Genomic DNA, 19,553 nt, shown 5'->3' with positions numbered 1-19,553 from the left:
CTCACGCCGTCACCAGCGTCCGGCGGCCAGCCGCAGCCTCCCCCGCCGCGGAACCCGCGGAACCCGACGCATCCGCCGCGAAAACATGGGCCCGGAGCACCTCCGGCAGCACCCGGTCCCCCGGTTTGGGCACCCATCCGGTGACATGCGCCCGCAGCGTCCTGCCCTGCCAGTCCACGGACACATCGAACCCGTGCGGCCCGTAGAGCGCGGAGGTCACCACACCGGTCCGTGCCCGGCCGGTATCCCAGCCGGAACCGCCGACGAGGGTAGGGGGCATCGGGTGCAGCACCAGGTCCAGCGGGGACACCGCGGCGGTAACCGCCAGCGCACTGTGTCCCAGACCGCCCGTGCCCACACACGGTCCGGCTTCGAGCCGTTCGCCGGGAATGCTGATGCCCTCCGCAACTTCAAGCCGGCCCTCCGCCCAGGTCCCGTCCAGCAGCACGGCATCGCTGACAAAGGACGCCACAAACGCCGACGCCGGTGTCCGCACCAGCTCCTCCGGAGTACCGACCTGCTCAATCCGCCCAGCCCACAGCACCGCCACCCGGTCCGCCAGGGCCAGGGCCTCCGCGCGGTCGTGCGTGACGTGGACCGACGTCAGTCCCTGCTCACTCGTCAGCGCCTTCAGGTCCAGACGCAACCTGGCCCGCAGCGGTTCATCCAGGGAGGACAGCGCTTCGTCCAGGAGCAGGGCCTGCGGAGCGCCGACGATCGCCCTCGCCAGGGCCACGCGCTGGCGCTGCCCGCCGGAAAGGGCAGCCGGTGCCCGCTCCCCCAGCCCTTCCAACCCGACCAGCCCCAGCACACTGCGAACCCGGGCCTCCGCAGCTTTGCGCGGCACACCCGCCAGGCGCAGCGGATACCCCACGTTCCGGGCCACGGACCAGTGCGGCCAGATCGCATGGTCTTGGAAGACCATGCCCAGGTTCCGCTTCTCCGGCGGCACCCAGGCACCCGGCCCCGCCACCGGCTGGCCGCCGAGGCACAGGGTGCCGCCCTCCGGCTGAACAAACCCGGCAATGCTGCGCAGCAGCGTGGTTTTGCCGGAACCCGACGGACCCAGCAAGGCCAGGAACTCGCCGTCGTGCACGTCCAGGTCCACGTCCGAGAGGCCAACATGGCCGTTGGCGTAGACGTGGCGCAGGCCCTGAAGACTGATCGAAGACATTTACTTTCCCTTCCGGAAGCGGGTGCGCGCTGTGCGGCGGGCACCCAGGGCGGCGGTCGCGGAGAGCCCCGCGACGCCGACGATCGTGACCAGCAGCGCCAGGGCGGAAGCCGAGTTATAGTCCCCGGCCTGCTGGAGGTTGAAGATGACCACACCCAGCGTCTGGGAGCCGGGCGCCACCAGGAGGATGGAAATGGTCAGTTCGCGCACGGCGGTCAAGGCGACGACGACGGCGCCGCTCACCGCCGCGGGTACGCTCAGCCGCAGCGCGACGTCGCCCAGTGCCCGCAGCGGGCCGGCACCGGAGATCCGTGCGGCCTCGTCCAGGGACACCGGCACGGATTCCAGCGGTGCCCGCACGGATTGGACCACCAGGGCCAGGAACGCCATGACGTAGGCGCCGAGGATCACCCAGGGTGTGTTGAAGATGCCCAGCGCCGGGGCAATCAGCAGCCAGGCGACGGCCAGGACCAGGCCCGGCAGTGCCTGCGGCAGCATGGCGGTGACGTCCAGTGCGGCGTTGGAGCGGTGTTTGGTCCGGGTCAGGAGCGCACCAACACCGAGTCCCAGCACGCCGCAGGCCACCGCTGCGCCGAGGGCAAGCAGCACCGAGTTGGCGATGCCGGTGAGCGCTCCGCCGCTGGTTACGGCCCGGGCGATGTTTGCCAGGGTCAGGTTCTCCCAGGTCAGCGGCACGCCGGGAGCGGGCAGCAGTGCCTGCTCGGTCAGCGCCAGCAGCGGCAGGACGCAGACGACGGCGGCGGTGCACCAGAGCAGGGCCGTCACCGCCCAGCGGGCGGAGCCCAGCTGCAGCGGCAGCGCAGCTGCTCCGGCGCCGCCCAGTTCGCTGCCCCCGGGCAGCCGGCGCTGCAGCAGCACGGCGGCCAGGCCCAGGATCAGCAGCACCACGCCGATCGCGGCCACGGCGGGCAGCGGATTGGTGACGGTGCCGGAGGCGAGGTAGCGGTACACCAGGGTGGTGAGTGTGGTGTACCGCTCGGGCAGGCCGATCAGCGCGGGAATGCCGAAGTCGGAGAGGTTGGCGACGAGCGTAAGCACAAATGCTGCCACCACGGCCGGGCGTACCAGCGGCAGGGTCACCTGGCAGAACGTGCGCAGCCCGCCGGCACCGCTGATCCGGGCCGCTTCCTCCAGGCTGCCCGGGACCCTGCGCAGCGCTGCACTGATGACCAGGTAGGCCAGCGGATAGGAGTGCACGGCGAGCAGGAACACCACACCGCCGCCGCCGTAGATATCCAGCACCGGACGCGCGGATCCGGTCAGCGCCATCAGGGCCTGGTTCACGGTGCCGGACGGAGAGAGCAGCGCCATCCAGGACATCGCCCCAATGAACGGCGGAATGAGGAACGGCAGCAGGAAGATCCAGCGCAGCACGGTCCGGCCCGGCAGATCGGTCCGGTCCAGGACGACGGCGAGCAGCGCACCGAACGCGGTGGCCAGCGCCGCTGATCCGGCGGCGGAGGAAACGGAGTTCCACGCTGCAGCCAGGACATCGGGGTCCGTGAGCACATCGGCGTTGGACGGCTGGGCCCCGCGGAACACAATGACGCCGAGCGGCAGGAGCACCAGCAGGGCCAGCACGGCCCAGACCGCCAGCCGGAGCCAGTGCAGTCCGTCGCCCCGGGGCCCGTTGCCCCGGACCCGGCCTGCAGTTCCCAGGGCGGCCGGGCTGAGCTGCCCCGCCGCCAAGGAAACGGAATTACTTGAGAAGGTCATTGAACTTCGCGACGGCGCTTGCCTGCTTCTCGGCAATCACCGCGAGGTCCGGGTTCAGCAGCTCAAGGTCGGCGAGGGAGGGAGCGCCCTCGGGGACACCGGCGTCGTCGCGGACCGGGAGGTAGGACTGCGCCACCGCCAGTTCCTGGCCTTCCTTCGAGACCAGGAATTCCACGAACTCGTTGGCGGCGTCCGGGTTCTTCGAGTCGGTGAAGACGCCGGCCGGCTGGGAGACGTAGGGAACGCCGTCGGTCGGGTAGTTCAGGCTGATGGGCGAGCCCTTCGCGGCCAGTTCGCGGGCCACGTAGTCCACCACGATCCCGATGCCCGAGGTGCCGGCGGCCACGGCCTGGCCCACCGGGCCGTTGCTTTCCAGCACGGTCGGTTCGTTGCTGATCAGGTTCTTCAGCCAGTTCTCGCCCAGGGCCGGGGTCTCGAGCCAGACGGTGGTGTTGAAGGCAGCGGCACCGGAGACGTCCGGGTTCGGCATGGCGATCATGCCCTTGTATTCCTCGTTGGTCAGTTCGGCCCAGGATTCGGGGGCGTTGTCCACCAGCGTGGTGTTGTACGCGATGACGGTGGGAATGATGCGGGTGCCCACGTAGTAGCCCTCGGCATCGACAAGTTCGTCAATAAGGTCAGGGCTCAGTTCACCGGCGTTGTCGATGTCCAGAACCTGCAGGTCGCCCTCAGCGGCGTACGCCTCGAACGTGGGGACGTCGGCGGCGAGGATCACGTCGGCCTGGATGCCGCCGGTCTCCTTCTCGGTCGCGATCCGGGTCTTCAGCTCGCCGGTGCCGGCGCGGAAGACCTCAACGCTGACCTCCGGATTGACCTCGTTATAGGCGGCGACCAGTTCATCGATCTTGGCCTGCGGCTCCGAGGTGTACACCGTGAGGGTGCCGGTGGCGCCGGCCGGAGCGCTGGAAGATGCGGCTGCCGGGGAGTTTTCGGCGCCGTCGGCACTGCCGCTGCAGGCGGTCAGGAGGGCAAGCGACGCCAGTGATGCAACTGAGACGGCGGCGAGGGCGGGGTACTTAGAGCGGTGCAGCAATGGGTTCTCCTTGGGAAACCGGCAGCAACGGCTGCTGCGGGTGAGGGTGGCCCGGGGTCCGTGCGGGCACCGGGATGGGACGGGTGGAACGGGTGCCCGTGGCGGGAACGGCCCCGGGTGGCGTGGCGGTCTTGGGGTTCGGTGCAGTACTGGGGTTCGCTGCGGCCTTGAGGGGCACAGCGGTCTTGGTGAACACCACGGCGCCGGTGGGCCGCAAGGTCCCCGTAGCCCACCGGGTTCCGGCGGGCCGCAGCGGCACCGGCACGGCGCTGAAGCTGTTCTTTTCGCCCAGCCGGATGACGGAGAGCCAGCTGCTGTCCAGGCCCTGCACCGTCTCCGGCGGCGCGAAAAGATCCTGGCTGTAGGACACCGCCGGGCCGGCCCAAACCGGCACCGCGCCCAACCGGCCGGACACCGCATGGTGATAGTGACCGCACAGGATGGCGCGCACGTCCGTGCCGGCCAGCACGCCGGCAAGTTCTGCAGGCCGGGCCAGGCCGCGGCCGGCCAGCTGGGGCAGCAGCGAATCAACGGGCGGATGATGCAGGGCCAGCACGGTGCCGTCGGGGGCAGGCTCAGCCAGCACGGTGTCCAGCCAGTGGAGCTGCTCTCCCGTTAGCCGGCCTGCGGGCTGGCCTGAGTCGTCCGAATCCAACGTGATGAGGCGCAGTCCCCCGACGAAATGGACGTCGTTACCCGGGCCGGGGCCAGTGTCGGTGCGCGAACCCGTGAACGCTTCGGCCGCCCACGCCCGGGTGCCGGGAAGGTCATGGTTGCCGGGCAGCACGATGACCGGGCAGTCCAGCTCCCGTCCGGCCCGGGCGAAAAGTCCAGAGGCGGCAGCGTAGATATCGCCGCCGGAATCGGCGATATCACCGGTAATGACGACGGCGTCGGGCCGGTAGCGGGCCGCACTGCGCAGGGCCTCGGCGGTGCGTTCCCACGTGTCCAGGGCACCAAACAGCAGCTCACCCGGCTGATGCAGATGAGTGTCCGTGAGATGGATCAGGGTGTACCCGGGCCCGTTCATGCCGCGGGGATTCCGGTGCCGTGCAGCAGCACGCGGGCCCGGTCCAGCACTCCCCGGTCCAGACCATGCCGCAGCAGGTAGGCAGCGGCACCGGTCTCACCTTCGAAAGACTCCCCCGCCAGGATCTGCAGTGCGCCGTCCATAACCTCGGGCGGGCTGGCCAGGTGCAGGCGGACAGCGGTGGCCATTTCGGCGGATTCGACGATCCGGCCGCCAAGCCGGGCCAGCACAGCCTGACGGAAAGACTGCGGAAGGGCGGCTTCGGTGCGCGAGTAGTCCTCCACAATGGCACTGCGGGAGGCCCCGGCGGCTTCCAGCACCAGTGCAATGACCAGCCCGGTGCGGTCTTTCCCTGCAGCACAGTGAACCAGAACTCCGCCGTCAAGGTTCCGGATCACGTCGCCAACGGCGCTGGTCAGAGCCCGGGCACAGTCCTGCAGCAGATGTTGGTAGACGGCCTCGATCGGTTCGGAGACTGGGATGCTTCCGCGGTAGAGCGGAACGTTCAGCACCCGTGTACCCGCCGGGACATTATCCGGAGCCGAGGCAACCTCCACCGGCTCGCGCAGGTCCACCACCGTGGCGATCCGTGCTGCCGTCAGTTCAGCGAGACCGGCGGCGTCAAGATCGTTCAGGGCTCCGGACCGGAAGAGCAGTCCCCGGCGCAGTCCCGGAGTTCCGGTTCCTGCTGCTGCGTCACGGAAATTGAACAATCCGCCGACTGCGGGCGGAACGTCTGCAGGAGCCTGCGGATTAGAGGAGAGCTCGGTATTCATGGAACCTCTGGGTCGTGCTCGGTTGGGGGCTCTCCGAGTTCATCCAGCGAAGGTTAATCAGTGGTGAACAGGCACGGGCGGCCAGGCCAACCGTGCACGAACACTTTGGCCTCCCGGGCGCCCCTCCCCCGCCCTGGAGGCCCGAACGCGGCGGCCAGCGGTATTTTGCGGCCCGAGACGGCCAGGCGTCCCGGGCTGTCTCGGGCCTGGGCGGACCGGCCCGTGCTGCCTACGGTTCGGGCCAGCCGACAGCGTGCTGCCGATGGGGTTGGCCAGATGACCGCTCCCCGTGCTGGCGAGGAGGTGGGCCAACCGACGGTTCGGGCCAGCCACCCTGCGCTGCCGGCTGCTTGGACCAGGCCGCCCCGATCTGCCGAGGGCTGGGGCAAGTCCGCCCCGAGCTGGCGAGAGAGTGGGCCAGATGACCGCTCCCCGTGCTGCCGGCCGATTAGGCCACCCACCCCATACTGCCGAGGGCCCGGGCCTCCCCGTGCTGCCGGCTGCTTGGGCCACCCCGGTTGGCAGCAGCACCTACAGCCCCCGAACCCGGGCCACCCAGACTCCAACCAGCCCAGAAGCCGGGCACTCAGGTCGCCCAGAACCTCAGACGCGCCGCAGTTTCCCACTCTTCGTTACAGGAGTTACCCCTGAGGTCACACCAGGCAACCCCTTCAACAGGCACAGGGAAACCGCGCGCATCCCTCTCCACTCACAGCCCGGGTCCTTTGAGGTGACAAACACGGCTGGGTTAACACAGGCCCCAGCCGTACCGGGGGCTGTGCAGCCAGGGCGGGGCAGTGAAGGACGGGGTCAAAACCCTCCGTTCGGGGTGAAATCGACCGGTTTGGGATTTCCCTGCCTCTGCGCAGGGGAGGGAAATCCCAAACCGGCAGGGATATCCCAAACCGGAGGCAAATGGGGCTACCAAATGGGAGGGAAGCCCCAATCCGGAGCAAAACGGGGCCACCAAACGGAGGGAAATCCCAAACCGGAGCAAAACGGGGCCACCAAACGGGAAGCAAGCCCCAATCCGGAGCAAAACGAGTTACCAAACGGAGGGATATCCCAAACCGGAGCAAAACGGGTTACCAAACGCAGGGAAGCCCCAATCCGGAGGAATACGGGGATATCAGACGCGTCGTGCCTTAAGTCGAACAGGGCACTGAGCCCGGCTAGCGCCCGTACCTCCGCCGGAACGCCGCAGCCTGCACGGTGAGCAGCGTCAGCGCACCCAAGAGACCGAACAACAGCACAAAGGGACCCATGCTGTACAGGTTGGAAGCGATGACGCCCGGTCTGCCCTCCATCCCCTGACCCGTGGACGGGTCAACCGAGACATATGTGGGCGGCTCGAGGGCTCCCGTCAGCCAGGACAGGCCAGCTGCCAGCATTATGGCTACCAGCGCCCACGCCGCGCAGAGGTAGGGGTTGAACCGGCGGAATCCATCGGATGCAGCGAAACCACCGGGAGCCTCCGGACGCTGCACACCGTCGGCGCCGGTCGGATCCCCCGTGTCTTCAGCCCAGACGAACCCGTCAGCCCGCGCAGAGTCAGCCTGCCGGCCGGAAGTACCGTTCCCGCTGCCGCTCCCACCGGATGACCGGCGGGCGGCCGCAATGTTCGCGGCGGTCCTGTCCCCGTCCCCGCCATCCCCGTCAGCACCGGCGGCGCTGTCCCCTCTGCCCCCGCCGGTCCTGGCCCCGCCGGCCCGTCCCGCAGACGGGGCTGGACCGCCGTCGTCGACAATTTGCGCCGAGTCCTGAGCCTGACCATCCTGTGGCCGCGCGTAGAGCCGGTAGTCGTCCGAGTCTGTGTGATTCCCCATGGCGGCGAGCTTACTTGACGCTTTCGTGGGCCATCCAAGGCCACACTGCGTAATATCCCGGGACATCTCCCAGATTCGGGTCCTACGGTGGTGACTTCGCTCCGGCCACCACTACCGAAGGAACCCGCATGAGCACCACCACTGCCGCTGCCACCCCTACAGACACCACCGCCACCCCCACCGGCCCAACATCGATCGACCCGCGGACACTCGCATCCCTGGTCCAGGCGAACCCTGCCCTGATGCTGATCGACGTCCGGAATCCCGCCGAATTCGAATCCGCGCACATCCCCGGCTCGCACAACATTCCGCTGCCGCTGCTGTCCGCGCACACGGCCGAGCTGGCCGCACGGCTGGGTGAGGACACCGTGATCCTGTGCCAGTCCGGCGTGCGGGCCAAACAGGCTCACGGCCGCCTTGCCGCGGCTGGCCTGCAGGGTGGCTCGGTGCTCTCCGGCAGCGTCGCAGACTTCGAAAAGGCCGGCGGCACCGTGGTGCGCGGAAAGCAGGTCTGGGATATGGAACGCCAGGTCCGGTTCGTAGCCGGCAGCCTGGTGGGCATCGGTCTGCTGGCCGGACGCACCGCTTCCCCGAAGTTCCGGGTCCTGGCCGGAGGAATCAGCGGCGGTCTGGTTTTCTCCTCGCTGTCCAACACCTGCGCCATGGGCAAGGCACTTTCCTACCTGCCCTGGAACCGCGGCGCGGCGGAGCTCTCATGGGAAGAAATCCAGGCCCAGCTCGACCGGTAAGCCTAATGCGCGTCCCGGCCGGCAGAGCCTTCCCCGCTACTGAGGCGCAGCCAGCCTGAGGTCGGGGCCGAAGACCCGTCAGGACGGACTCCGGGCACCCAAAAACGGACGACGCCGGCACCCAGTCGGGTGCCGGCGTCGTCACTGTGTTGGCGGATTTCGCAGGTTTTGCGGTTCTACGGTTGCTGCAGATTCATCGGAGTCTCGGGGTTATGGCAGGCGCCAGTACACCGGTTCGTTGTTGTCGGCGAGGATCATCCGCAGGCTGATCCTGCTGTCCTCGCCGATCGCCTCGTCGGGGAGGTCCATGCAGAACTCGTAGGTGCGGGTGTCTCCCTTTTTGAGGTTCGGCTGGTCGAAGGCGTTCACTCCGAGATCCATGGAGCAGTCCAGCACGCTGTAGGAGCGGTTGTCCGCACCGATGAACTCGGGGGCGAGGTCCAGCCACAGCCGTCCTTCACCGTCGCCGTTGTAGACCGTGTTGAACTCAAACATCACGTAGTTGTGGTCCGGTGCACCCGCGGAAGGGTCCCGCTCCTGCACCTCGGCGGACGCATTGCCGTCCACTGATTCCAGGGTGACGGTGTAGTCGCCCACCTGGACCTCGTCGCCCGCCGAAACCGCCGGCGCGGAGAGTACCTTTGCCATGAACGAGTCGCTGATTTCGAAGGTGTACTCGTCCGGGGATGCGAGCGCATCCGGCGATCCGGAAGCGTTCGGCAGCGGCCGGGCAGGCTGCGGATCCGACTCGGCGTCATACTGGCCCATACTCGACTGCCGGAACGAATCCACGATGAGGGCAGTGACGCTGCCGGCAATGATCATCGACAGCACAGCGACGGCCAGGGCAACGATGGAGAGCACCCGGGCCACATTGCGGGCACGGAAACCCTTGATCAGCGCCGGGATACCCAGGCCCAGGGCCACTACGCCAAGCACGAAGGTAAACACGTTGAAGAACGGCAGCCAGGAAATGATCAGCCCTGCGCCGGCGACGCTCAGCGCAGCGATACCCAACGCCTTCCCCGGTGTCCGGGCCGGCTGGGCTCCCGGGTAGCCCTGGTATCCGGGGTAGCCCGGGCCCTGGGATCCGGGGTAGCCCGGGTATCCGGGTCCGGAACCGTAACCTCCCGGCGTCCCCTGGCCCGGCATCGCGTACTGCTGCGGGGCCTGGCCCGGCGAGGAATATTGCTGGGGGGCCTGGCCCGGCATTGTGTACTGCTGCGGGGGCTGCTCCGGCATGCCATAGGTCGGTCTGACGTATTCCGGCGCGCCGGCAGCCGGATCGGCGGAGCTTGGATCAGCCGGGCCTGGATCAGCAGCACCCGGGCCGACGCCCCCGGGAACTTCACCCGCAGAAAGTCCGGCTCCGGCACCTCCGGCTCCCGGCTGGCCAGCTGACCCGGCGGGAGCGCCCGCCGGCGGGTAGTGCGGCAGTGGTGCGGAACCACCGGGCGGGGTGTTGCCGGCTGCCGGAATCCCGGCGTAGGGATTTCCGCTGGGCCGGTCGTAAGAGGTCAAAGGGCGGGCAGACGCCGGGTACCCGGCAACAACGTACGGACCGCCGGATCCACCCGGATTCTGGGCGCGGGCATCGGCGTGGTTGCCCGGAGTGTTGCCCGGTTTGCGGTCCGGAGCGCCGTCAGAGCCTGCCGGACCAGCGCTGGGAGCCGCAAAGGACCCGCCCGGCGAAGCGAATCCGCTGGGCGGTGCGAGCCGCGAGCTGTCGTCCGCCCTCGGCCCGGTACCGGCGTCCTCAAACCCGGCTGCCCGGCCGGCCGATTCTCCTGCGGCTGGCTCAGCCGGCACCGGCCCGCCCGGTGTTGCTCCCCCAGCTTCCCGGACCGCTTCAGGCTGCTCTGCCTCGTTCGGTCCCTGGTCGCCGCCGAGCCCAGGTTGGCCCTGTTCCTTATTCATCTGTTCCCCCAAGCATTGAGACCTGCGTGCAAAAAGTGCGGGGCACGGCCGTCCTGCCGGTGGCCCCGGGTCCATTCTAGGCCCCTGACCTGCGGCTTTTCCCAAAAGAACGAGGCCCGTCCCGCTACGGCGGAACGGGCCTCAAACGCGTACTGAAGACTATGCGAGAGCCGCGACGACGTCGTCGTAATCCGGTTCGGTGGTGATCTCCGGAATCAGCTGCGTGTACAGCACGGTGCCCTCGGCATCCAGGACGACGACGGCGCGGGCCAGCAGGCCGGCCAGCGGACCGTCAGCCTGGGTGAGTCCAAAGTCTTCGCCGAAGCTGCTGCGGAAGGCGGACGCCGCCACCACGTTCTCGATGCCCTCTGCACCGCAGAAGCGGCCGAGCGCGAAGGGAAGATCCTTGGAAACACACACCACGGCGGTGTTCTCCAGCCCGGCGGCCACTTCGTTGAAGCGGCGGACGCTCTGCGCGCACACACCGGTGTCCACGCTCGGGAAGATGTTCAGGACCACGCGGCGGCCGGCGAACCCGGACAGGGTCACGGCGGCGAGGTCGGTGCCGACCAGTTCGAAGGCCGGAGCGGAGGTGCCGACGGCGGGAAGCTCACCGGAGGTACGGACAGGGTTCTCTTTAAATGCTGTGGTTGCCATGGTTCGTGTCTATCACGTCTTTCTCCCTTTGTTGGGACGCTGACCTGCGGTGATGCTGGCTGGAGGCTCCGAGCCAAAGAAATTCGGGGTGCGGGGTTCCCTCCGCGTGTGGTGGTGCTCTACTGGAAGGAGGTTGAGGTTTGCTGCAGAGAATCCCAACTAGGTCCTCCCTCCGTGGAGGGCCGTCAGGTCCACATGGCCGGGACCAGTAGGTTCGATGGCCGGGCCTTGGAACGACTCCCTGGCTGAGGCTGGGGAGCCGTTCAGCCCTCCGTCAGCAGCTGCAGCAGGGCCTGCCCCGGCGGGGTCCCGTGAAGAACATAACCGCCCACGAACTGCTGCCGGTAGAGCGCCGGGTTGTGCGAGGAGATGGTCCGGGCGTTGCGCCAGAGACGGTCCAGCTGCCGGCTGGTTGACGTCGCCGAGGCACCGCCGACCTCGAAAATCCGGGACACCAGACCCAGCACCAGGCTGATCACGCTCGACTGTACGCCGAACACGTGGGCATCGGCGGCGGCAATCTCCGCGGCGTTGTCCGCTCCGGCGGCATAAGCCGCATCCACCGACCGCGCCGCAGCCAGCACTGTTGCTTCCACCGTGCGCGCCGTTCCGAAAGTTTCGCCCACTACCTGCAGCGCAACCGGGTCCTGCGCCGCCGGAACGGATGGATTAAACAGGTTCCGTTTCCGGCCGCGGACAAAACCGGTGATTTCCTCCAGAGCGGCTGCACCGATCCCGGCGAGCGCGGCAAGGTGCACCAGCTGATAAACGGCGTGCAGCACCGTTGGTTCGCTGGTGCGTTCCAGCAGGAACCGGTCATCGACCGGCACCTCCTTGAAAACGGTGGTGCCGGAGCCTGTCAGCCGCTGGCCAAACCCGTCCCAGTCGTCCCGGATCTCCACACCCGGGGCGTCGGCCCGGACCAGCACCGTGCCGAGCCCGCCCAGTTCCAGGCCGGTGCTGACCAGGATCCAGTCGGCGAACATGGACCCGGTGGTGTAGAACTTGGTGCCGTCGAGGACCAGCTCTCCGGCAGCGGTCCGGCGCACGCGGGTGGCTTGTTCAGCGAAGCTGCCGGTCTGCTCGCTTTCGGCGTTGCCCACCAGGGCTCCCGTGGCGAGCTCCGCCAGCCAGAACTTCCGGTACGCGTCGTCCGGCCGGGCCAGGACGGACTCCGTGAACCCGATATGTCCGCGCAGAGCCTGCACCAGGTTGGAGTCCGCCGCCCCCAGCCGGATCAGCAGCAGCACCAGCTGCTCCACGCTGGCGCCGTATCCGCCGTCTTCCACCGGCAGCCGCAGCTTCCCGAAACCGGCGTCGCGCAGCCAGCCGAGCTCCTCATGCGGCAGCTGCCGCCCGGCTTCACGGTCCAGCGCACCGTCCCGGATCCGGTCAAAGACCGGCCCGAACGCGGCCAGCAGCCAGGCGTCGGTCACGGCCTCGGTCGCTGTACCGCTCACGCCGGAAGTCACCGCATTCACAGCATTCACAGCACACCGTCCTTAGCGGCAACAGCAGCCGTTCCAGCGGCAGTTCCGGCACCCGCTGCTCCAACCGCAGTTTCGGCGCCCCGGCCCAGTCCCAGCGACGGCAGCGAGGCGAGCAGCTCCTGGGTATACGCCTCCCGCGGGTTAGCGAAGATCTCCTCGGCGGGCCCGCTCTCCACCGCCCGCCCGTCCTTCATCACCAGCACGTGATCGCTCATGTGGTGGATCACCCCCAGATCGTGCGAGATGAACAGGTAGCTCAGCCCCAGTTCTGCCTGCAGGTCGGTGAGCAGATCCAGCACCTGCGCCTGAACCGAAACGTCCAGCGCGGACACGGCTTCATCCAGGACGACGACGTCGGGCTCCGGGGCCAGTGCCCGCGCGATGGCCAGGCGCTGGCGCTGCCCGCCGGAGAGCTGCAGCGGATGCTTGGCCAGGTGCTCGCGCTGGAGCCCGGCCTGGGCCGCCAGTTCGGCGGCCCGTGCCAGGCGGTCCGCAGGCGACGGGAAGTCAACCGGTGAGAGGGCATCGAGCAGGATCCGCTCGGCGTTCCAGCGCGGATCGAAGGAGCTCAGCGGGTCCTGGTACACCGCTGTAACCAACCGGCGGCGCGGCCGCCGGGCCGCCGTGCCCAGCCCGGTCCAGGCCTCGCCGTTCAGCAGCACCTCACCGGCGTCGGGTTCCAGCAGCGCCAGTGCCATGCGGGCGGTCGTCGACTTGCCGGACCCCGATTCCCCCACAATCCCGAGGGTTTCCCCGCGGGCCAGCTCAAAGGAGACATCGTCGACGACGGCGCGCAGCACCCCGTCCGGTCCCCGGTAGGCCTTGCGCAGGTTCCGGGCGGAGAGCACGGGCCCGGGCGCAGCCGCCTCACCGGGCGCCTCTGTCCCCGCTCCCCGGCCCGGCCGCACCCGCCGGCCCGCTGCCGCCGTCGTCCGTTCGCGTGCCGCCGGTGCCAGCGGCGTTCCCCTGGTGTGTTCGGAGGGGATCGCCGCGAGCAGGGCCCTGGTGTACGCGTGCCGCGGCTCGTAGAGCACCTGCGCCACGGGTCCCTGTTCCACGATCGCCCCACCCTGCATCACGGCAACGTGGTCCGCCAGCGTCGCCACGACGGAGAGGTCATGGCTGATCAGGATAATCCCGGTCCCGCGGTCCTTCATTTCGCCCAACAGCGCCAGGACCTGGGCCTGCACCGTGACGTCCAGCGCCGTGGTGGGCTCATCGGCAATAACCAGCCGGGGGTCCAGCGCGATCGCCGAAGCAATCAGCGCCCGCTGGCGCAGCCCGCCGGAGAGCTCGTCCGGGCGCTGCCGGGCGCGGAGTTCCGGCTGCGGAACGCCCACGCTTGCCAGGAGCTCCACGGCCTTCGCCGCCCGGGTCCGCCGGTTGCCCCAGCCGTGCAGCCGCAGCGCCTCCTCAATCTCCCGGCCCACCGGCCGCAGCGGGTCCAGGGACACCAGGGCATCCTGCAGGATGAAGCCCAGGTCCCTACCCCGGATCTGCCGCCAGGCACGCTCGGACAGCGTACCGGCGTCGTGCCCGGCCACCGTGAGCCGCTCCGCCTCGACCCGCGCGGCGCCGCCGGGCAGCCCGGCGAGGGTCCGGGCGGTCACGGATTTTCCGGACCCTGATTCACCCACGATCGCCAGGCACTGCCCGGGCTGCAGCGTCAGGGACACGTCCTTGACCACGTGGTGCACCCGCTCCGACCGGCGGGAACCGGTGGAAAAGGACACGTTGAGTCCGCGGACGTCCAGCAGCGGGGCGGGCGGCTCCACGGTCACGGCGGCAGCGGACTGCTCGGCAACTAGGGTGCTCATGCGGATGCTCCTTCGAGTTTTTTCTGCAGGTGGTTTCCGAGCGAGGTGGCGGCCAGTGCCACGGCAACGATGGCCAGGCCGGGCATCACCTCCAGCCACCAGGCGCGGGTGATGAACATCCGGCCGGCGTCCAGCAGGGCACCCCACTCCGGCGACGGCGGCGCCACCCCCAGCCCCAGGAACGCCAGCCCGGATGCCCAGACAATGGACTGCCCGACGCCGAGGGTCACCACCGCGACCAGCGGCCGCATCGCGTTCGGGAACACGTGGCGGCGCAGCACTTCCCAGCGGGAGTGGCCCAGGGCGTGCGCGGCCTCCACATACCCCGAGGTCCGGACGGCCAGGACCTGGCCCCTGATCATCCGGGCATATCCCGGAGCGGTGCCCAGCCCCACGGCGATCACCTGGGTGGTGACGCTGGGACCGTAAACAGTCACGAACAGCATGGCCAGCAGCAGCACGGGGAACGCGAACAGCACTTCCAGGCCGCGGCTGATCAGCCCGTCCAGGACCCGGCCGCCCAGTCCCGAACTCACGCCCAGCACAACGGCGACAGCCATCGCCAGGGCGGTGGCGCCCAGCCCGATCAGCAGGGATTCCCGCGTGCCGTGCACCACCCGGGTGTAGAGGTCGCGGCCGGACTGGTCCGTGCCGAACGGGTGCTGCCAGCTTGGCGGCTGCAGCACGGCGTTCAGATCGATCGCAAACGGATCGGCGGGAGCCAGCAGCTGCGGGAGGATGGCGGCCACGATGAAGAAGAGCAGGACGGCGGCGGCGAGCGCAGGGCCGGGCGGAATCTTCAGGCTTATCTGCCGGCCCTGCCGGCCCTGCCGGCGGGGAAGGGTTGTTATTGTCATGAGTTCTTCAACCTCGGATCGATCAGGGTGTAGGCGATGTCCACCAGCAGGTTGGCCAGCACATAGATGCCGGCGATCAGGATGACGATCCCGCAGACCACCGGCAGGTCCCGGGAGTTCACCGCGGTAACCAGGACTTTGCCCAGGCCCGGACGGGTGAAGATGTTCTCCGCGATCACTGCACCGGAGAACAGGGCGCCCAGCGCCCAGCCGGAGAGCGTGACCCCGGGCAGCACCGAGTGGCGCAGCGCGTGGCGCAGCCGGACCCCGGTATCCCCCATGCCGCGCATCCGGGCCGAGAGCACAAACGGCTGGTCCAGCGATTTCTCGAACTCAGTCCGGGTGACCTGCCCCAGGAAGCCGGCCAGCGGAATACCGAGCGTGAGGGCAGGGAGAACCAGGCCGATCAGCCCGGTGCCGCCGACCACCGGGAAGAGCCCCAGGTTCAGGGCCAGGACCACCAGCAGGATGACCCCGAGCCAGTACTGCGGCAGGCCCGCGGCCACTGCTTCCAGTCCGGAAGCCACCGAGGACAGGAACCGGCTGCGCCGGGCCGTTCCGACGATCATCACCAGCGCCAGCACCCACGCGACCAGCAGCGACGCGAAAGTCAGCACGATGGTGGGCCCCACCTGGTCCAGGATCACCTCGGTGACCGGCTTGTGCAGCTGATAAGAGACGCCCAGGTCCCCGGTGAGCAGTCCCTTGAGGAAGTCCAGGTACTGGAGGATCAGCGGGTCATCGAACCCGTATTTCGCGTTGATCGGTGCCAGTTCGTCGGCCGTGCGTTCCTGGATCTGACCGGTGAGCTGGTTCAGCAGCAGCGTGGCCCGGTCACCCGGCAGCAGTGCCTGGATCAGGAAGGTGAAGGACGCCGCGGCCCAAAGCACCCCCACGGCCCCAAGCAGCCGGCGCAGGGCCCTGCCGGGGCCGGCCAGGGAGCGCGGCCGCCGCGGCATGAGCGGGAGCCGAGCCAGCGTACGCCGGTCCGCTGCGGCCGCTGCCGCCGGCGAGGCTGCCGGAGCTGCCGGAGCTGCCGGGGCTGCTGGGGCCCCAGGCGCGGCGGTGCCTGTGCCCGTGCCCGTGCCCGTGCCCGTGCCCGTGCCGAGGATGCTCATTTGGTGAAGTACGCGTCGGAGAAGACCGGTTCACCCTGCGAGGCCTCCAGCCAGACGCCCTGCAGGTTCGGCGCCGTGGCAATCGAGGCGGTCTGCGTGTAGAGGCCCACCGCCACGGCCTCGTCGCTGAGCCGCTGCTGGGACTGCGCGTAGAGCGCGTTGGCTTCCTCCGTGGTGTCCGCGGAGTTGGCCTGCAGGATCAGGTCCTCGATTTCCGGACTGTTGTAGAACGTGGTGTTGGAGTAGTTCGGGCTGTCGGGCAGGTTCTGCCGGAAGTTGATGTGCAGGATCCCCGCCGTCGGGCTGGTCCAGTAGCCCAGCTGCGCGTCGTAGCTTTCCGGCCCCGAGTAGGTGCCGCCGAAGAGTTCTGCCTGCGTGGCCGGCACCAGGTTGACTTTGAAGCCCACCGGTTTGACCTGTTCCTGCAGGTTCTGCAGGGCCGTAGCGCCCTCCGGGGTAACGATCGAGTTCAGGCCGAACACAATGTCGACCTGCAGTTCCTGCCCGTCCTTGACCCGCACACCCTCGGCGTTCCGTTCCTGCCAGCCCGCGCCGTCGAGCAGGGCATTGGCCTTGTCCTGGTCGAAGGGGTAGTCATCCACCACGTCGGCGTTGTAGCCGGGGGTGCTCTGGCTGACCGTGCCGTTGCCTTCGAAGGGCACCACGCCCAGGAAGGCGGAGTCGACGACGGCGCGCCGGTCGGCACTGTAAGCGAACGCCTGGCGGACGGCCTTGTCAGTAAACGGCCCCTGCACGGTGTTCAGCGACAGCGTCACGGGACGGCCCGGAGTGATGTACTGCTGCACCCCGAAGGCGGCCTTGGCGGTTTCGAAATCCACGGTGGGCACCTCGCCGATCGCGTCGGTTTCGCCGCCGGCCAGGGAGCCGAAGCGCGAGGTGTTGTCCTGGATGAAGGACCACACGATGCTGTCAACGTACGCCGGGCCCTGATGCTGCGCATTTGCCGGGGCAGAGTCGTAGCCGGGGTTTTTGTGGAAGGTTACGGACTCACCGCGTTTCCACTCCCCCACGGTGAACGGCCCGGAGCCGATGGGGGCTTCGCAGTTTTCCTGCTCACTGCGTTCGGCCAGGGCGGTGGCGGACTGGATTCCGAAGTAGCCCTGGCTCAGCGCGGAGAGCAGCGGCGCGTAGGGGGCGGAGAGCCGCACCTCGAGCGTCCCGGCATCAACGGCCGACGCCGATTCATAGTAGTTGCCGATGTACGCGGCCACGGTGCCGTTGCCGCCGGCCACCCAGTAATCGAAGTTGGCGGCGACGGCGGCTGCGTCCACGGGGGTGCCGTCGGTGAACTGAACTCCGTCCTTGAGCTGGAACGTCCAGATCAGCTTGTCCTCGCTGACGCTCCATTCCTCGGCGAGCCAGGGCACGATGCTGCCGTCTTCGGTCTGCGAGACCAGGGAATCAAGCACCTGCCGGGACAGGTAGGCCTGCTGCACCCAGCCGCCGTAGATGCACGGCGTTTCCTGCAGGTGCGCGTAGCGGATGGTGCCGCCGTCGACCCGCTCACCGGTGCCGGATTCGGCGGCGCCCGCGGAGCCGCAGCCTGCCAGGAGCAGGGCGGCAGCGGTGGCGGACCCGGCGGCCAGCCAGGCGCGGTGGGAAGTGGAAGCCATGGGTTACTCCTTGGATAGGCCGGTGCTCCGGCGGGACGAACTGGGGACAGTTCAGCCCAGTCCCCCGCGGGCCGCCAAGGATGTGACCCAGCGCTTCACTGCGTTGCGGAAAGGACGCAATGTTTCGACCCAAAGCGCCTTCCGCCGGTGCACCGCGTCATGCAGCTCCCGGATTTGGCGGCGTCCCTGCCAGCATCGGGGGACGCCAGCCGTGCCGTACCGGCGCGGGACCCAGCCGGCAGCAGACCCGCCGATTCCGGCCGCAGACAAAGGATTTCGCATGAGCACGCCGCTGCACTTTAACGCCTTCGTAATGAACACCGCCTCCCACATCCACCATGGGCAGTGGCGCCGGCCGGATGCCCGCCAGGACGAGTTCAACGACGTCGACACGTGGATCAATCTGGCGCAGACGCTGGAAGCCGCGAAGTTCGACGCCATGTTCTTCGCCGACGTCCACGGCCTCTACGGCGACGCCGACGCGGACTTCGATGTGTACCTGCGCGAGGGCCTGCAGATTCCCAGCAACGACCCCACGGTCCTGCTCGGAGCGCTGGCCGTGAAGACCCGGCATCTGGGACTGGCACTCACGTCCAACGTGATGCAGAACCACCCGTTCAACTTCGCCCGCCAGGTCTCCACACTGGACCATATTTCGCAGGGCCGGATCGCCTGGAACGTCGTGACCGGGATCGGGGACAACGGGTCACGGAACTTCGGCCTGCCGCAGCTGGTGGACCACACGGAGCGGTACCGGTGGGCGCAGGAATACGTCGACGTTGCGTACAAGCTCTGGGAAGGTTCCTGGGACGACGGCGCGCTGCTCAAGGACAAGGTGGGCGGGCGGTTCTCCGATACAGGCAAGGTCCACAAGATCTATCACCAGGGCCCGCGCTACCGGGTGGAGGGCCCGCACCTGCCCTCACCGTCCCCGCAGCGGACCCCACTGCTGTTCCAGGCCGGTTCCTCCGCGTCCGGCCGGGCGTTTGCCGCCCGCAACGCCGAAGCCGTGTTTCTGGGCGCCCCGACGCCGGATACCGTGGCGGCGCAGATCGCGGACACCCGCCGGCTGGCTGAGGAATTCGGGCGGCGCGGCAGCGATATCAAGTTCTTCCAGGGTCTGTCCTTCGTCATCGGGGACACCGAAGCCGAAGCCATCGAAAAGGCCGAGGAGTACGACCGCTATGCCAGCGTGGACGGCTACGCGGCACACGCGGCGATCGTGGACAAGAGCGGCCGCGTCTACCCGGCCGATACCCCGCTGTCCGAGGTGGACTCCAACACCAGCAAGGGTTTCGTGGAGTGGATCACCAAGTCGATCACCGACCGGGTTCCGGTGGTTGGCGATATTGCCAGCCGACAGACCCGCGCCAGCCGGATTGTTGGCACCCCGGAACAGATCGCGGACGCCCTGGGCATCTGGCAGGCAGCCGGTGTCGACGGGATCAACGTGATGAACTGGGTGATTCCCGGTTCCTTCGAGGAGTTCGCGGACAAGGTCCTGCCGGTGCTGCGCGAACGCGGACTGGCGCAGTCCGAATATGCGGAAGGCCCGCTGCGGCAGAAGCTCTTCGGCGCACCGCTGCTCAACGACCGGCATCCGGCCGCTGCCTACCGCGGCGCCTTCACCAACGGCCCGAAGAGCTGGGCCGAAGCCGCTGCTGAGGCTGGAGCCCAGTCCGGCCTCCTCGCGTCCCGGTAACCCCGGGGTCCTCCA

15 protein-coding genes are annotated in these 19,553 nt (G+C 68.6%); 2 read left to right on the top strand and 13 right to left on the bottom strand.

Annotated features, from left to right (window positions below):
* Nucleotide 1: 1 nt before the first annotated feature.
* The 6 genes from ArtHe_RS01080 to ArtHe_RS01055 all read right to left on the bottom strand — a co-directional run bounded on the left by ArtHe_RS01080 (nucleotide 2) and on the right by ArtHe_RS01055 (nucleotide 7,597).
* Entirely contained in the window at nucleotides 2–1,174 is a 1,173-nt protein-coding gene (locus ArtHe_RS01080) for an ABC transporter ATP-binding protein (protein WP_248318362.1), read from the bottom strand.
* The gene (locus ArtHe_RS01075) at nucleotides 1,175–2,911 is read right to left on the bottom strand and encodes an iron ABC transporter permease (RefSeq protein WP_248318361.1); all 1,737 of its coding nucleotides are present in this window, start codon (nucleotides 2,909–2,911) and stop codon (nucleotides 1,175–1,177) included.
* Entirely contained in the window at nucleotides 2,895–3,965 is a 1,071-nt protein-coding gene (locus tag ArtHe_RS01070) for an ABC transporter substrate-binding protein (protein ID WP_248318360.1), read from the bottom strand. Before ArtHe_RS01070 ends, ArtHe_RS01075 begins: the two co-directional genes overlap by 17 nt.
* Entirely contained in the window at nucleotides 3,949–4,995 is a 1,047-nt protein-coding gene (locus tag ArtHe_RS01065; protein WP_248318359.1) for a metallophosphoesterase, read from the bottom strand. The genes ArtHe_RS01070 and ArtHe_RS01065 overlap by 17 nt, the downstream gene beginning before the upstream one ends.
* Nucleotides 4,992–5,771 carry a tyrosine-protein phosphatase gene (locus ArtHe_RS01060; protein WP_248318358.1) on the bottom strand — a complete coding sequence of 260 codons (780 nt, stop codon included), beginning with the start codon at nucleotides 5,769–5,771 and terminating at the stop codon, nucleotides 4,992–4,994. The genes ArtHe_RS01065 and ArtHe_RS01060 overlap by 4 nt, the downstream gene beginning before the upstream one ends.
* A 1,172-nt stretch (nucleotides 5,772–6,943) precedes the next feature.
* Nucleotides 6,944–7,597 (bottom strand): hypothetical protein, encoded by a 654-nt coding sequence (locus ArtHe_RS01055; protein ID WP_248318357.1) that lies wholly within the window; start codon nucleotides 7,595–7,597, stop codon nucleotides 6,944–6,946.
* 128 nt (nucleotides 7,598–7,725) lie between these two features.
* Here ArtHe_RS01055 and ArtHe_RS01050 point away from each other — a divergent pair, with 128 nt between their 5' ends.
* Entirely contained in the window at nucleotides 7,726–8,346 is a 621-nt protein-coding gene (locus tag ArtHe_RS01050) for a rhodanese-like domain-containing protein (RefSeq protein ID WP_248318356.1), read from the top strand.
* 210 nt (nucleotides 8,347–8,556) lie between these two features.
* Here ArtHe_RS01050 and ArtHe_RS01045 read toward each other — a convergent pair whose 3' ends face one another.
* The 7 genes from ArtHe_RS01045 to ArtHe_RS01015 form a co-directional block, all read right to left on the bottom strand.
* The gene (locus ArtHe_RS01045; RefSeq protein ID WP_248318355.1) at nucleotides 8,557–10,263 is read right to left on the bottom strand and encodes a hypothetical protein; all 1,707 of its coding nucleotides are present in this window, start codon (nucleotides 10,261–10,263) and stop codon (nucleotides 8,557–8,559) included.
* A 159-nt stretch (nucleotides 10,264–10,422) separates the two neighbouring features.
* Nucleotides 10,423–10,920 (bottom strand): thiol peroxidase, encoded by a 498-nt coding sequence (gene tpx / locus ArtHe_RS01040; protein ID WP_248318354.1) that lies wholly within the window; start codon nucleotides 10,918–10,920, stop codon nucleotides 10,423–10,425.
* Between the two features lie 263 nt (nucleotides 10,921–11,183).
* Nucleotides 11,184–12,410 carry an acyl-CoA dehydrogenase family protein gene (locus tag ArtHe_RS01035; RefSeq protein WP_248318353.1) on the bottom strand — a complete coding sequence of 409 codons (1,227 nt, stop codon included), beginning with the start codon at nucleotides 12,408–12,410 and terminating at the stop codon, nucleotides 11,184–11,186.
* Entirely contained in the window at nucleotides 12,407–14,227 is a 1,821-nt protein-coding gene (locus ArtHe_RS01030; RefSeq protein WP_248318352.1) for an ABC transporter ATP-binding protein, read from the bottom strand. Before ArtHe_RS01030 ends, ArtHe_RS01035 begins: the two co-directional genes overlap by 4 nt.
* Nucleotides 14,224–15,084: an ABC transporter permease gene (locus ArtHe_RS01025; RefSeq protein WP_248318351.1), complete on the bottom strand. Its 861-nt coding sequence runs from the start codon at nucleotides 15,082–15,084 to the stop codon at nucleotides 14,224–14,226. The genes ArtHe_RS01030 and ArtHe_RS01025 overlap by 4 nt, the downstream gene beginning before the upstream one ends.
* Nucleotides 15,081–16,202 (bottom strand): ABC transporter permease, encoded by a 1,122-nt coding sequence (locus tag ArtHe_RS01020; protein WP_248318350.1) that lies wholly within the window; start codon nucleotides 16,200–16,202, stop codon nucleotides 15,081–15,083. The genes ArtHe_RS01025 and ArtHe_RS01020 overlap by 4 nt, the downstream gene beginning before the upstream one ends.
* Complete coding sequence (locus ArtHe_RS01015; RefSeq protein WP_248318349.1) at nucleotides 16,199–17,836, bottom strand: ABC transporter substrate-binding protein; 1,638 nt, start codon at nucleotides 17,834–17,836, stop codon at nucleotides 16,199–16,201. The genes ArtHe_RS01020 and ArtHe_RS01015 overlap by 4 nt, the downstream gene beginning before the upstream one ends.
* A gap of 280 nt (nucleotides 17,837–18,116) precedes the next feature.
* On the opposite strand from ArtHe_RS01015, the gene ArtHe_RS01010 reads away from it, so the two are divergent.
* Complete coding sequence (locus ArtHe_RS01010; protein ID WP_248318348.1) at nucleotides 18,117–19,538, top strand: NtaA/DmoA family FMN-dependent monooxygenase; 1,422 nt, start codon at nucleotides 18,117–18,119, stop codon at nucleotides 19,536–19,538.
* Nucleotides 19,539–19,553 lie beyond the last annotated feature (15 nt).

This window comes from Arthrobacter sp. Helios (assembly GCF_023167125.1).
Classification (GTDB): Bacteria; Actinomycetota; Actinomycetes; order Actinomycetales; family Micrococcaceae; genus Arthrobacter_B; species Arthrobacter_B luteolus.
The sequence above is the reverse complement of the archived record's forward strand: the minus strand, read 5'-3'. Positions and strand labels throughout refer to the sequence as shown.